This is a genomic window from Streptomyces sp. NPDC087263 (assembly GCF_044744645.1).
GTDB lineage: Bacteria > Actinomycetota > Actinomycetes > Streptomycetales > Streptomycetaceae > Streptomyces.
This window is the reverse complement of sequence record NZ_JBIUYT010000006.1, coordinates 79,067-92,775: the sequence shown is the minus strand read 5'-3', so window position 1 is coordinate 92,775 and position 13,709 is coordinate 79,067. Positions and strand designations below refer to the sequence as shown.

Here is a 13,709-nt window from a genome sequence, read left to right as displayed (position 1 = left end):
GGACCTGAGCCCAAACCCGACCTGAAGGGCGGGGACCTGTTCTCCCAGATGGAGAGCTACATGCACGACGAACTGACACACAACGCACGGTCCGACGACGCGAAGACGCTCCAGGGGCTGCTGCGACCGTGGGCCTGGTACGACGGACTGGCCGGACGTAACCAGGGAAGCGACACGACCGCAGCCCTCGCCCTGTGGGGCGCAAAGGTCTGTCCCAAGGTCTGCGAGTGGGACCACAAGCCCAAGCTGGACAAGAGTTCGACTTCGCCCAGAAGGGCTATTTCATCGACGTTCCGGGCACCGACTACAAGGTCTTCTACGACAGGTGGTCGAACGTCCATTACGGCTGCGTCGGTCGGGCCGCTGGTTTCGACTCCGAGACGCTCCTCGAAGGAGCCTCCGTCGCCGACCCCATCCTCGTCGGACAGGACGACCCCGGAGACCACATGACGATGCAGACCGGGGTCGACCTCTTCGATCAGCACGGCCTCGACCTGACCAGGGAACAGTTCCACGCCGCGGTGATCGACACGATCGGGCAGATGTACGCGAAGGAAGTGGACCAGGTGAAGAAGAAGTAAGTCAGGCGACCGGCCCGGCCCATCCGTCAAGGGCCGGGCCGGTCCGCGCTGGTCAGGTCTTGCTGAGCGAGTGGATACGGTGACGAGTCGTGTGGCTGGGGTGCTTTCCGGAGCCGACGGCGTTTGGGGGGACGTATGGGGAACCGACGGCTGCATGGATGTCTCGGCGCAGTAGTGGGGCTGGCTCTCGCTGCGCTCACGGCCATGCTTTTGGGCAGGGCGTTGAACGCCTGCGACGCAGGAGTGAGCAACGCGGCCAACAGCACCTTCCTACTCTTCCTCTTCATCCCATGCCTCTGGGCTGTCCTGCTCCTGGGCTGGGTGACGGTGGGCGCTCTCCTCGGGAACCGCCCCCTCCTCCACGCCCTCGCCCTCGCGGTGACACTCCTCGCCCTTTCCTGGTGCGCCCTCTCGCTGTTCTGGAGCGGCACCACCTACGACTGCCCCAGCGGCGTACCCCCGTGGTGGCCGGGCTTCCTTCCCGCCCCGGGGTTCTGAGAGGAGTGAAAGCTGCGGATGCGCGAGAGCGGCGGCGATATCGGCCTCGACGGCCGGACCGGTCCGTATCGCGACCGGGCCCGTTAACCCTCGCTGCTCGGGTCCCTGAGTCAGTGACCGGTAACGAAAGTCCTGGCGGCTACTCCGCAAACTCCGCTGCTCGACCACCCGCATCACCGGCCTCGTCCAGGCCGTACTCACCCTGCATCACGTCGGCTCAACCACAGGTTGAAAAAGCCTCAGCACCGATGTCCCGACCGGCGGGTGATGGTTCACGGTGTCGTCGTACCGCTTCTGCGAACGTTCCGTCAGATCCCCTGTCCTGCAGAGGAGTTGGCCGATGCTGGAGACGGCGAAGGTGAGGTAGAGGGCGAAGCTGGGGATCTGGAGGGGGTCCCAGGGGAACTCGTGGGCCGTGGAGGTGGGGTGGATCTCCTCGTAGTCCCGCTCGCGGCCGAGCCCCGCTGACGGAATCTGTGGAACGCCAAGTAGACGTGGCGAGGGCCGACCTTGGGATGTTGGGGACGACAACAGCCCCGCCGAACGAGGAAGGCAGCAGTAGTCCGACGCGCGGCACTGCATGGTCGCTGGCGTAGATCCAGTTGTGAGGAGCGGCGAGGTGGCGCGTTGATGTCACTGTCTGTGATGCGCTGCGGGGCCGGCGGCCTCTGCCGGGACTGCCGAACAGGAAGCCAGGCGGGCTCGTTGTGGGAGACGCAGGGCGTGGGCAGTCATTCGCTTCTCCCCGGAGTCTCCCCAGCGTTCTCCGGCGCCAAAAATACCTGGTCAGAGGCTTGTTCGACGCGGGGCGAGGAGATCACCCGCGTCACTTCTCCCCAGGGACTCCCCAGAGCCCGTCAGAGCTCAGTTCTCGGGAGGTGCGTGAGCACCTCATGCGAGGGGCTTGAGGGGTTACTGCCGGTACTGCCTGGCCTAGAGCCAGTCCCGCCGCTTGAAGATGAAGTACAGGCTCACGCACACCACTGCCATCAACCCGACCGCGAAGGGGTATCCGAAGGTCCAGCCCAGCTCGGGCATGTGATGGAAGTTCATGCCGTAGATCGTCCCGACCAGCGTCGGGGCGAACAGGATCGCCGCCCAGGACGAGATCTTCTTGATCTCCTCGTTCTGTTCGAAGCCTGCCTCCGCCAACGCGCGCATTTCGGCGTTCTGTTGCTGGGTGACGAGGGTGGCGTTGACGGTGAGGATGTCGGTGAGGGCCTGGCGGAAGCCGTCGACCTGTTCGCTGGTGTGGGTGACGTGGTCGGCGACGTCGCGGAGGTAGCGCTGGAGTTCCTCGTCGGTGCGGTACTTGGAGAAGCCGGCCATCAGGGCGTGCAGCATGCCGACCAGGGGGCGGGTGGCGCGCTGGAACTCGACCATTTCCCGGGAGAGTTCGTAGATACGGCGAGACGCTTTGGGGTCGCCGCGGAAGACCTCGGTCTCGATCTCGTCGATGTCGTTCTGGACGCCGGACACGACCGGGACGTAGCCGTCGACCACGGAGTCGAGGATCGCGTAGAGGACGGCTTCCGGGCCGAGCTTCAGCAGTTCAGGGGTGTCCTCCATGCGGCGGCGTACCGCCGAGAGGTCCGGCGCAGCGCCGTGCCGGACCGTGATCACGAAGTCGGGGCCCACGAAAACGTGCAGTTCGCCGAAGTCGACCTCCTCCAGCGCGTCCACATAGCGCGCCGCGCTCAGGACGACGAACAGCGTTTCGCCGTAGCGCTCCAGCTTCGGGCGCTGGTGCGCCTCCATCGCGTCCTCGACGGCGAGTGGGTGCAGATCGAACTCGGCGGCCAGGGAATGGAGTTCGGACTCCGTCGGGCGGGCAAGGCCGATCCACGCCATGCCGTCCGGTTGTTCGCGCAGCTCGCGGAAGGTGTCGGCCAGGGTCTCCGGGGTCGCGACGCGCACGCCGTCGCGGTAGAGCGCCGCCTGTACGACGCTGTCGGCGTCGGCGGGTTCCGGCGACGCCGGGTCGGGGCGAGGGGTCGGCGGCGGGGCGGGTGGCGCGGTCGGCGGGGTGAGGGCGCGTCGCCACACGGATTTCCTGGCGCCCTTCGAGGCTGGGCGAGCGTGGCGCTCGGACATCGCGGCTGCCTCCCCTGTCGTCTGTCGTCTGTCGTGGAGTGAAGCGTGAAGCGTGAATGTGGTCGAACGTACGTTTCTGTGATCACGGAGCAGGATATACGGGTCAAATGTCCGCGGCGCGGGGGTGTGCCGCCCCGAGGTACGGATTCCCCAGGAAATGAGGACAGAAGCTGTCCGCAAGTCCCGTTACCGTGCGGAGCATGACGAAGATGACCTCCGCGGCCCCCGTGCTCGGCACCCGCGCCCTCAACCGCGCGACCCTCGCCCGGCAGCTTCTCCTGCGCCGGTCCGCCCTCGGCACCAAGGACGCCGTCGAGCACCTCCTCGGCCTCCAGGCGCAGAACGTCAAACCGCCGTACTACGCACTCGCCGCCCGGCTGGACGACTTTGCCCCCGAGGCCCTGTCGCGGCTCATGGCCGACCGCGAGGTCGTCCGCCTCGTCACCATGCGCTCCACCATCCACACCCACAGCGCCGACGACGCCCTCACGCTGCGCCCGCTCGTGCAGGCCGCGCGCGACCGGGAACTCCACCAGTTCCGCAAGGGGCTCCAAGGCGTCGACCTGGACCGGCTCGCCTCGATCAGCCGGGAGCTGGTGGAGGCCGAGCCGCGCACCATGAAGCAGCTGCGTGAGGCTCTGCTCGCCGAATGGCCGGACGCCGACCCCTTCGCGCTCTCGGTTGCCGCCCGCTGCCGGCTCCCCCTCGTCCAGGTCACCCCGCGCGGCCTGTGGGGCCGGAGCGGCCAGGTCACGCTCACCACCGCCGAGCACTGGCTCGGCCGCCCGTCCGAGCCGGCACCCGCCCCGGACGCGACCGTCCTGCGTTACCTCGCCGCCTTCGGGCCCGCCTCCGTCAAGGACATGCAGACCTGGGCCGGCCTGACCCGGCTGCGCGAGGCCTTCGAACGGCTCCGACCCGAGCTGGTCACCTTCCGCGACGAGAACGGCGTCGAGCTCTTCGACCTCCCCGACGCGCCCCGTCCGGACGCCGACACCCCGGCCCCGCCGCGTTTCCTCCCCGAGTTCGACAACCTGTTCCTCTCACACGCCGACCGCTCCCGGCTGGGATCCGCGGACCTCAAGGGCCGGACGTGGAAGGGCAACCAGGCGTACTGCGTGCTGCTCGTCGACGGTTTCCTGGCGGGCGTGTGGCGGCAGGAGGGGGAGATCCTCACGATCGAGCTCTTCGGCACGCTCACGGAGTCACAGCGGAAGGAGGTCGTGGAGGAGGCCGAGCGGCTGGTGACGGTGATGGGCGGCTCGTCGCCCTCCTCGGACATCCGCTTCGGGACAGTCGTCAAGTAGGACTCGGTCGTCAAGCAGGACTCAGCCATCAAGCAGGGCGCGGTCCCGGCCCGTCACCGATGGGCCTCAGTCCCGGCCCGTGACCGCCACCGTCACCCCGAGGCCGATCATCGTGCAGCCCCCCGCCCCGCCGAGCAGCGACAGGCGGCGGTCCGAGCGGGCGAACCAGGTGCGGGTGGCCGACGCGGTCAGACCCCACAGGGTGTCCGTGACGAGGCCGATGGAGATCGGGACCAGGCCCAACAGGAGCATCTGCAGGGGGAGTCGGCCCGCCGAGTGGTCCACGAACTGGGGGAGTACCGCGGCGAAGAAGACGATGCCCTTGGGGTTGGTGACGCCGACCAGTGCACCGTCCAGGACCGTGCGGAGATCCCCGCGGGCCGGAGTGGTGTCACGCGTCGTGATCGCCGAGGCGTTCAGTTCCTTGCGGTGCCGGAACGCCTGCACGCCGAGGAACACGAGGTATGCGGCGCCGGCCAGCTTCACGGCCAGATAGACCGTCACCGAACGCTCGACCAGCGAACCGATGCCGAAGGCTACCGCGACGACCAGCAGATACGAGCCGACGACGTTGCCGAGAGCCGTCGCCACCGCGGTGCGGCGGCCGTGCGCGAGCGCCCGCCCGATGACGAACAGCACGCTCGGTCCCGGGATCACGATCACCAGGAGCGACATCGCGGCGAAGGCGAGGAAACGGTCGGTGGACACCATGGTGGCCATTCAAGCAGGCCGCCCCTCGTGAGGATCGACCGAATCCCGCCGCGGGTTCCCAACAGGCGTATGCCCGTCGGCGGTTCCGGCTGTGGGGGAAGCCGGCCGCCGACGGGCAGGTAGTGGAGAGGGGGCGCTGCGGGCCGCTCGTGGAGGCCCGCAACGCCCCCCGGCTTTCACCTGAGGGGTACTCAGGAGCTCATAGGTGACTGCGATTTGAACCAGGGTGCGAACTAGGAGTTGACCTGCGTGGCCACCAGGCTGGAGAAGGTCGTCAGGCGGGTGTAGACGCCCGGGTAGCCGGCCTCGGCGCAGCCTTCGCCCCAGGAGGTGATGCCGGCCAGGACGCCGCCGATGAGCAGCGGGCCGCCGCTGTCGCCCTGGCAGGTGTCGACACCGCCGGAGGTGTATCCGGCGCAGACCATGTCGCTGGCGATGTAGTCGGAGCCGTACGAGCTCGTGCAACTGGTGCTGGAGACGATCGGGACGGTCGCGGTCCGCAGCTGGTTGGAGGAGCTGCCGCTCTCGGAGGTGGTGCCCCAGCCGAGGACGCGGGCGGTGGCGCCGGTCGCGTACACGCTGGTCTGCGAGGAGGTCACGTAGGACACCGGGGTGTACGACATCGCCGTCGACAGGGTCAGTACGGCCACGTCGTTGCCGTTGGTGGCGTCCGTGTAGCTGGGGTTGATCCAGATCTTGCTGACTTTGCTGACCGTGCCGTTCGTGCCGTTGAGGTACGTACGGCCGCCGATGACGCGGACGCCGCTGGTGGTCTCGCCGACCATGCAGTGGGCGGCGGTGACGACCTTCGTGGCCGAGACGAGCGTGCCGCCGCAGAACTGGTTCTGCGAGGCGTCCGTGATCTGCATGACGAACGGGTACGCGGTCGTGGTGGTCGTCGTGCCGCCGACGATGGGCTGGGGGGCGGCGACGGCACCGGGTGCGCCGAGCAGCGCCGTCGCGGCGGCGGCAGCTGTCGCCACACAGAGCGCGGCGGTCTTCTTGGCGCGGTTGAGCCCGAACATGGTTCTCCTCGGAAGTTGCCGGTGGGGGACGCGCGGGTGTGGGGGGTGCTGCACGACGCCGGTGGGCCGGCGCCGTGTGCCCGGGCGAGCGGCACTGGGATCAGGCTAGAAGCGGAACCCCGCCAACCCAATGGGGGAAGCCCCTAAGGGAGTTGGAGGAGGGATAACCCTTGCTGTGCGGCAGCTGGGTTTAGCTTGTGATTCCGTCCGGTTGGTCCCGTATCTCTTATCCGGAAGGCAGGGGGAGCAGGTGCCTGCTCTTCCGGATGTGACGGAACGTCAGCCTGGCCGGTGCCCGACCGCCAGCCGGACTATGTCGACCCGCGAGCGGATCCCCAACTTCCGGTACACCCGCGTCAGGGTGGCCTCCACCGTCTTCACACTGATGAACAGGCGCGCGGCGATCTCGCGGTTGGTGGCGCCCTCCATGACGAGCGCGGCAACCTGCCGTTCGGTCGCGGCGAGGCTGTCCAGAGAGGCGGCCGCGAGGCTGTCGGGGTCGGTGGACGCGAGGGGCGAGGCTGCCGGGAGGGCCGCGGAGGCCGTCTCGACCTGGCGCAGCCACGGCAGGGCGCGGCAGCGGCGGAAGAGCCGGGTCGCCTCGTCGTACGAGGTGGGCCCTGGCCGTGCGGCGCGCAGCCCGGCCAGGGCGTAGGCGGCGCGGGCCTCCTCGAGGCGGTAGCCCAGCTTGCGGAGCCGGTCCTGGGCCGCGGTCAACTGCCGGGTGGCGATGCCCTGTTCGCCGCGTGCGGCGCGTACGAGGGCCTCGGCGCGGTCGAGTACGGCGAGCACGCTCTCCCGGCCGAGCCGCAGCGCCTGCTTCCGCGTCGCGTCGATGACGTCCTGTGCCTCGTCCGGTTCGCCGATCCGTACCAGCGCCTCGGCGAGGTCCCCGTGCCAGCGGCCCCGGGCGGGATCGACGACCCCGAGGCGCTCCTCCAACTCCCGTACGCGCCGCAGTGACCGGACCGTCGCCGACGCGTCCCCCGCCACCAGCTGGGCGTGGCCGAGGGCGCCGAGGGCGCGTGAGAGGTAGATCAGGTCGCCGTCCTCCTCCGCGCGGTCCACGGCCTCCTGGGCGAGCGTGAGTGCCTGGTCCACGTCGCCGCCCGCGGCCTCGGCGAGCGAGGTGAACATGGCGGTGGCCGCCTCGCCGATCCCGGTGTCGCGGGCCAGGCGCAGGCTCTCGCGGGCCAGGTCGAGGGCCCGGCCGCAGTGACCGGAGCGCAACTCGGTCTCGGCGAGGCCGCGCAGGAAGTGGACCTCGCTCTCGACCATCCCGCGCCGCCGCACCTCGCGCAGCAGTGCGGTGATGGTCGTACGCGCCTCGGCGAGCTGGTCGCCCATGATCAGCCAGCGGAAGCGGGCGGCACCGGCGCCGTTGTGGTCGCACGCCACCCTGGGGTCCTGCGGCTCGCGCATCGCGCGCTGGATGGTCGCCGGGGCGCCCGGATGCCCCATCAGGGTCTCCATCTGTGCCTGGAAGCCCAGCGCGAGGAGTTCGGTGGGCCGGTCCCCGGCGAGGGCCGCGAGCTCCGCCGCGCAGGCGGCCTCCTCGCGGGCCTTGGTCATCTCGCCATCCATGAGCAGTGCCCGCCAGGCGAGTTGGTAGCGGACGAGGGCGAGCAGTCGCGGGTCCTCGCCGGCGTCCGCGAGCGCTTGCGGGAAGACGGCGTCGATCTCGGCCATGGCCTGTCCCGCGGCGTCGATGACGACCATCCAGGCCCGTACGCGGTCCGCGGGCACGGTGGCACGAGCCAGTACCTGGCGTGCGATGTCCCGCGCGAGGTCCGTCTCGCCGGCCGTGAGCGCGTCCTCGGCGGCCTGCAACCGGCGCTCGTCCGGGCCCGGCACGGTGTCCGGCGGGGTGTGCCGGGCCGCCAGCAGTCCGAGCCCCGCCGCGACCGAGGGCGCGCCCCGGTCCCGGGCCGCCGCGGCTGCTTCGCCGAGGCGGGCCGCGACGTCCGGGTCCGTACCCGTGGCGGCCAGGGCGAGGTGGCGGGCGCGCTCGATGGGGTCGGAGGCCGCCTCGGACAGCGCGGCATGGGCGGCGCGCCGCTCCTGCGCGCTCGCCTGCGCGTACAGGGCGGCGGACACGAGGGGGTGCGCGAACCGGATCACCGGCGCCTCGCGCTCCGTCGCCAGCAGGCCGAGCGAGGCCGCCGAGGCCGTCTCCGCCTCGGCGTTCTCCCGACCGGCGGCGTGCAGCAGCGCCAGCGTGGGCCGCGCCCCGGCGCTCGCCACGAGCAGGGTGCGGCGGGCCTCGGCGGACAGCATCTCCAGCCGGCTGAGTACGAGCGCGCTCAGCGAGGTCGGCACCGGCAGGGGTTCGCCGGGGCTCGGCGGGGTCGGGCTCTCGGCCAGGGCGCGGCCCAGCTCCAGCGCGAAGAGCGGGTTGCCGCCGCTGGTGCGGTGGATGTCCCGCACGGTCGAGCGGGGCAGGCCGGTGTAGCCGCGCTGGCCGAGGAGCTCGGCAACATGCGCCCGGGAGAGCGGGTTGAGCCGCACGGCCAGGGTGTCCGGCGGGGACGCGCGTAGATATCGGTCGTGCTGCTGCCCCTGCGGTTCCGTGTCGGTGCGTACGGCACACAGCATCCGTACGGGCATGCCACCGAGTCGGCGGGCGGCGAAGCCGAGCAGCTCCGCGCTGGCCGGGTCCAGCCATTGCAGGTCGTCGGCGACGACCAGTACGGGTCCCTGGGCGGCCAGGGCGCGGAACGCCGACAGGACCGCGAGCCGCAGGGCCAGCCCGTCGCGTTGCAGGGTGGATTCGCCGCGGCCGGTGAGCGCCGACTCCAGGGCGGTGCGCTGCGGGCCGGGCAGCTGCGCGGACACCTCGTCGACGACCAGACCCAGGAGGTCGGCCAGGGCGAGGAAGGGGAGGTGGGATTCGGACTCGGTGGCCGAGCAGCGCAACACGGTCTGTGCAGATTCGGTGTATTCCGAGACCAACGCCCGCAGGACGGTCGACTTTCCAATTCCCGCGGGGCCGTGCACCAGCACACTGCCGCCGCCGGAGAGCTGTTCGCGCGCCCCGGTGAAGAGCTCCTCTCGGCCGATGGCCAGGTCAGGGCGGGGTCTCGCAGGTTCCTTGAAGTCCCCTCGCACGGTCACCGCTCCCCTCGTGTGTCGTGTCCTGACCAATATTAGGCAATGTGTCATTGAATTACGGACGGTAGGGACGGTGAGGGAAATAACAGGGAGCGGTATAAGGTATTTCAGAGCGCCGCCGACTGAATGAAAAAACGCCAGGAATCCGTCGGCGGTTACGGCAGCAGCCCGGCCCGCCGCGCGGCGACCACCGCTTCCCACCTGGTATGGGCGCCCAGCCTGTGCATCGCCGACCGCAGATATCCCTTCACGGTCTCCGGGCGCAGTCCCAGTCGCTCCGCCGCCACCGCGTTCGTCGCGCCCGCGGCGACACAGGCGAGAACGTCCACCTCGCGCGGTGGGAGGCCGACCTCGTGCGAACCCGGCCCCGGCGACACCGCCCCGGCCAGCCGCCCGCAGACCGCGAGGAGTTCGGCCCGCAGCGCGGGATCGAGAACGCGCGGCGCCAGCGCGCGCAGCGCTCCGTGTGCCTCGCGCACCTCCTCCCACGCCGCGTTCCCCACCTCGGGTGCGGGCTCCCGCGCGAGGGCCAGCAGCGCCCGTGCCTCGTCCTTCACGACCAGCGCCTGTTCCACGTCCCGGGCCGCCGCCATCGCCGCGCCCAGCGTGCGGTCACCCAGCGGCTGGGACGTACGCAGGGCGCCGTACAGCACACCGCGCACCCGGCGCCGTACGACGACAGGGACCGCAAGGACGGAGCGCAGCCCCTCCGTCGCGACCGCCACGTCGTACTCGTGGCTGATCTGCCGCGAGGACCGGTAGTCGGTCACCGCGCACGGCCGGGCCAGAGCAACCGCCTTGCCGCCCAGGCCGTTGCCGGTCGACACCGCGAGCGCGCTGAGCGCGGCCGTCGCCGTACCGCTGAGCTGGCTGATGCACACACGGTGGCTCCCGGAGTCGACCAGACCGCCGAAGGCGACCGGCAGTCCCGTGGCGCGCCGCAGTTGTACCAGTGCGCCACGCACCTCCACCGCATCGGCTGTGTCTGCTGTCACCTGATCGCCCCTTCGTCGCGGCACACCCCCGTTCGGGGGTGGTGAGACCTGGTTCACGGCATACACGATGGTAGGCGGCTGTCCGGCAATGAGGAGGACGCATGACGGTGACGACGAACGCGACGGAGCAGTTCCGCACCGCGCGGGACTTCCTGTTGGCCCACCGCGAGGACTACGCCACGGCCTACGAAGGCTTCGACTGGCCCCGTCCGGACCACTTCAACTGGGCGCTCGACTGGTTCGACGTCATCGCCCGGGACAACGACCGCACGGCCCTGCACCTCGTCGAGGAGGACGGCTCGCGGACCGAGGTCTCCTTCGCCGCCATGTCCGAGCGCTCGAACCGGACGGCCAACTGGCTGAGCGCGCAGGGCGTCCGCGCCGAGGACCGCATCCTCGTGATGCTCGGCAACCAGGCCGAACTGTGGGAGACGGCCCTCGCCGCGATGAAGCTGCGCGCCGTCGTCATCCCGGCGACCCCCCTGCTCGGCCCCGCCGACCTGCGCGACCGCGTCGAACGCGGCCGCGTCCGGCAGGTGATCGCCCGCGCGCAGGACACCGGGAAGTTCGACGAAGTCCCGGGCCGCTACACCCGGATCGCGGTCGGCGGATCGCGGCCCGGATGGCTCTCGTACGAGGAGGCGTACGCCGCCGACGCGGCCTTCGAACCCGACGACGTCACCCACGCGGACGACCCGCTGATGCTCTACTTCACCTCCGGCACGACGGCCCGCCCCAAGCTCGTCGAGCACACCCACGTCTCCTACCCGGTCGGTCATCTGGCGACGATGTACTGGATCGGGCTCAAGCCCGGCGACGTGCACCTGAACATCTCCTCGCCCGGCTGGGCCAAGCACGCCTGGTCGAACCTCTTCGCGCCGTGGAGCGCGGAGGCGACCGTCTTCATCCACAACTACACGCGTTTCGACGCGGGCCGGCTGATGGCGGAGATGGACCGGGCGGGCGTGACGACCTTCTGCGCGCCGCCCACCGTGTGGCGCATGCTCATCCAGGCCGACCTGACCCAGCTGCGCACACCGCCGCGCGAGGCCGTCGCCGCCGGTGAGCCCCTGAACCCCGAGGTCATCGAGCAGGTGCGGCGGGCCTGGGGCGTCACCGTCCGGGACGGTTTCGGGCAGACGGAGACCGCGGTCCAGGTCTCCAACAGCCCCGGGCAGCCGCTGAAGACGGGCTCGATGGGGCGGCCGAGCCCCGGGTTCCGCGTCGAGCTGCTCGACCCGGTGTCCGGCGCACCGGGCGCCGACGAGGGCGAGATCTCGCTGGATCTGTCGCTCAAGCCCGTGGGCCTGATGACCGGCTACCACGGCGAACCGGACCGAACCGCCGAGGCCATGGGAGGCGGGTACTACCGCACGGGTGACATCGGCTCGCGCGACGCCGACGGCTACATCACCTACGTGGGCCGCTCCGACGACGTGTTCAAGGCCTCCGACTACAAGATCTCGCCCTTCGAGCTGGAGAGCGCGCTCCTGGAGCACGAGGCGGTGGCCGAGGCGGCCGTGGTGCCCGCGCCGGACGAGCTGCGCCTCGCGGTGCCGAAGGCGTACGTCGTCCTCGCGGCAGGCTGGGAGCCGGGCCCCGACACCGCCAAGGTCCTCTTCGAACACTCCCGCACGGTCCTCGCGCCCTACAAGCGCATCCGCCGCCTGGAGTTCGGCGAACTCCCCAAGACCGTGTCCGGCAAGATCCGCCGTATCGAGCTGCGCGAGGCGACGGCCGCGGGCTCGGACGCCGAGTACCGCGAGGAGGACTTCCGATGAGTGAGCCGTCGTACGCGCACGGGACGAGCACCACCGCGTTGCTGGGGGACACCATCGGGGCGAACCTGGACCGGGCCGTCGAGGCCTGGCCCGACCGGGAGGCGCTCGTCGACGTGCCGTCCGGGCGACGCTGGACGTACGCCCAATTCGCCGCGGACGTAGACCGGTTGGCGTGCGCGCTGCTCGCCAGTGGCGTCGCCAAGGGCGACCGTGTCGGCATCTGGGCGGTCAACTGCCCGGAGTGGGTGCTCGTCCAGTACGCCACCGCCCGCATCGGCGCGGTCATGGTGAACATCAACCCGGCCTACCGCACCCACGAGGTCGAGTACGTCCTCAACCAGGCCGGCATCTCGGTGCTGTTCGCCTCGCTCAGCCACAGGGCGAGCGACTACCGGGCGATGGTCGAGCAAGTGCGCGGCAGGTGCCCGCAGTTGCGGGAGACCGTGTACATCGGCGACCCGAGCTGGGACACGCTGATCGGGCGTGGCATCCCCGAACTCTCCGATGACCTCCGGATCCGCGCGAGCGAGCTGTCCTGCGACGACCCGATCAACATCCAGTACACCTCGGGGACGACCGGCTTCCCCAAGGGCGCCACCCTCTCCCACCACAACATCCTCAACAACGGCTATTTCGTGGGTGAGTCGATCGCCTACACCGAGCAGGACCGGATCTGTGTCCCGGTGCCCTTCTACCACTGCTTCGGCATGGTGATGGGCAACCTCGCGGCGACCTCGCACGGCGCGTGCGTCGTCATCCCCGCGCCCTCCTTCGACCCGGCGGCGACCCTGCGCGCGGTCCAGGAGGAGCGCTGTACGTCCCTGTACGGCGTACCGACCATGTTCATCGCGGAGTTGAACCTCGCCGACTTCGCGACGTACGACCTGTCGTCGCTGCGCACCGGCATCATGGCGGGCTCGCCCTGCCCCGTCGAGGTGATGAAACGGGTGGTCGCCGAGATGCACATGGCGGAGGTGTCCATCTGTTACGGCATGACGGAGACCTCGCCGGTGTCCCTGCAGACGCGGCGCGACGACGACCTGGAGCACCGCACCGGCACGGTCGGCCGGGTCCTCCCGCACATCGAGGTGAAGGTGATCGACCCGGTGGACGGGGTGACACTGCCGCGCGGCTCGGCGGGCGAACTGTGTACCCGCGGCTACAGCGTCATGCTCGGCTACTGGAACGAGCCCGAGAAGACCGCCGAGAGTGTCGACGCGGGCCGCTGGATGCACACCGGCGACCTCGCCGTGATGCGCGAGGACGGCTACGCCGAGATCGTCGGGCGCATCAAGGACATGATCATCCGGGGCGGCGAGAACATCTACCCGCGCGAGATCGAGGAGTTCCTGTACGCCCATCCGAAGATCGCCGACGTCCAGGTGGTCGGCGTGCCCCATGAGCGTTACGGCGAGGAGGTGCTCGCCTGCGTCATCCCGCGCGACGTGGCCGACCCGCCGACGCCGGCGGAGCTGCGGGCCTTCTGCGAGGGGCGGCTGGCGCACTACAAGATCCCCAGCCGGCTGCGGATCCTGGAGTCCTTTCCCATGACGGTGTCGGGGAAGGTGCGGAAGGTCGAACTGCGGGAGTCCTACCAGGAGTGAGA

The 13,709-nt window shown here is 70.3% G+C and carries 10 protein-coding genes and 2 pseudogenes; 7 read left to right on the top strand and 5 right to left on the bottom strand.

The window, feature by feature from the left end; genetic code table 11:
* Positions 1 to 194: 194 nt before the first annotated feature.
* The 4 genes and pseudogenes from ACIPC1_RS20755 to ACIPC1_RS20740 all read left to right on the top strand — a co-directional run.
* A pseudogene (locus ACIPC1_RS20755) lies at positions 195 to 422 on the top strand (polymorphic toxin type 44 domain-containing protein); the annotation flags it as partial.
* 24 nt (positions 423 to 446) lie between these two features.
* Positions 447 to 581, top strand: coding sequence for a hypothetical protein (locus ACIPC1_RS20750; protein ID WP_402519587.1), 135 nt, complete (start codon positions 447 to 449; stop codon positions 579 to 581).
* Between the two features lie 204 nt (positions 582 to 785).
* On the top strand, positions 786 to 1,079 hold the full coding sequence (locus tag ACIPC1_RS20745; RefSeq protein ID WP_402518925.1) for a hypothetical protein: 294 nt from the start codon (positions 786 to 788) through the stop codon (positions 1,077 to 1,079).
* Positions 1,080 to 1,206: 127 nt separating this feature from the next.
* Positions 1,207 to 1,311, top strand: a pseudogene (locus tag ACIPC1_RS20740) (IS5/IS1182 family transposase); the annotation flags it as partial.
* 701 nt (positions 1,312 to 2,012) lie between these two features.
* Here the strand turns inward: ACIPC1_RS20740 and ACIPC1_RS20735 are convergent.
* Positions 2,013 to 3,173, bottom strand: a complete 1,161-nt coding sequence (locus ACIPC1_RS20735; protein ID WP_402518924.1) for a magnesium and cobalt transport protein CorA — start codon at positions 3,171 to 3,173, stop codon at positions 2,013 to 2,015.
* 200 nt (positions 3,174 to 3,373) lie between these two features.
* Between ACIPC1_RS20735 and ACIPC1_RS20730 the strand changes: the two genes are divergently transcribed.
* A complete protein-coding gene (locus tag ACIPC1_RS20730; protein WP_402518923.1) occupies positions 3,374 to 4,480 on the top strand; it encodes a winged helix DNA-binding domain-containing protein in 1,107 nt (368 codons plus the stop codon).
* 66 nt (positions 4,481 to 4,546) lie between these two features.
* On the opposite strand, the gene ACIPC1_RS20725 is transcribed toward ACIPC1_RS20730, so the two are convergent.
* The 4 genes from ACIPC1_RS20725 to ACIPC1_RS20710 form a co-directional block, all read right to left on the bottom strand.
* On the bottom strand, positions 4,547 to 5,191 hold the full coding sequence (locus ACIPC1_RS20725; protein WP_402518922.1) for a LysE family translocator: 645 nt from the start codon (positions 5,189 to 5,191) through the stop codon (positions 4,547 to 4,549).
* 233 nt (positions 5,192 to 5,424) lie between these two features.
* On the bottom strand, positions 5,425 to 6,216 hold the full coding sequence (locus ACIPC1_RS20720) for a S1 family peptidase (protein WP_402518921.1): 792 nt from the start codon (positions 6,214 to 6,216) through the stop codon (positions 5,425 to 5,427).
* Positions 6,217 to 6,495: 279 nt separating this feature from the next.
* On the bottom strand, positions 6,496 to 9,330 hold the full coding sequence (locus ACIPC1_RS20715; RefSeq protein ID WP_402518920.1) for an AAA family ATPase: 2,835 nt from the start codon (positions 9,328 to 9,330) through the stop codon (positions 6,496 to 6,498).
* A gap of 152 nt (positions 9,331 to 9,482) precedes the next feature.
* Entirely contained in the window at positions 9,483 to 10,322 is an 840-nt protein-coding gene (locus ACIPC1_RS20710) for a LuxR C-terminal-related transcriptional regulator (protein ID WP_402518919.1), read from the bottom strand.
* A 101-nt stretch (positions 10,323 to 10,423) separates the two neighbouring features.
* On the opposite strand from ACIPC1_RS20710, the gene ACIPC1_RS20705 reads away from it, so the two are divergent.
* Positions 10,424 to 12,103, top strand: coding sequence for an AMP-binding protein (locus ACIPC1_RS20705; protein WP_402518917.1), 1,680 nt, complete (start codon positions 10,424 to 10,426; stop codon positions 12,101 to 12,103).
* On the top strand, positions 12,100 to 13,707 hold the full coding sequence (locus ACIPC1_RS20700; RefSeq protein ID WP_402518916.1) for an AMP-binding protein: 1,608 nt from the start codon (positions 12,100 to 12,102) through the stop codon (positions 13,705 to 13,707). Before ACIPC1_RS20705 ends, ACIPC1_RS20700 begins: the two co-directional genes overlap by 4 nt.
* The last annotated feature ends 2 nt before the right edge of the window (positions 13,708 to 13,709 follow it).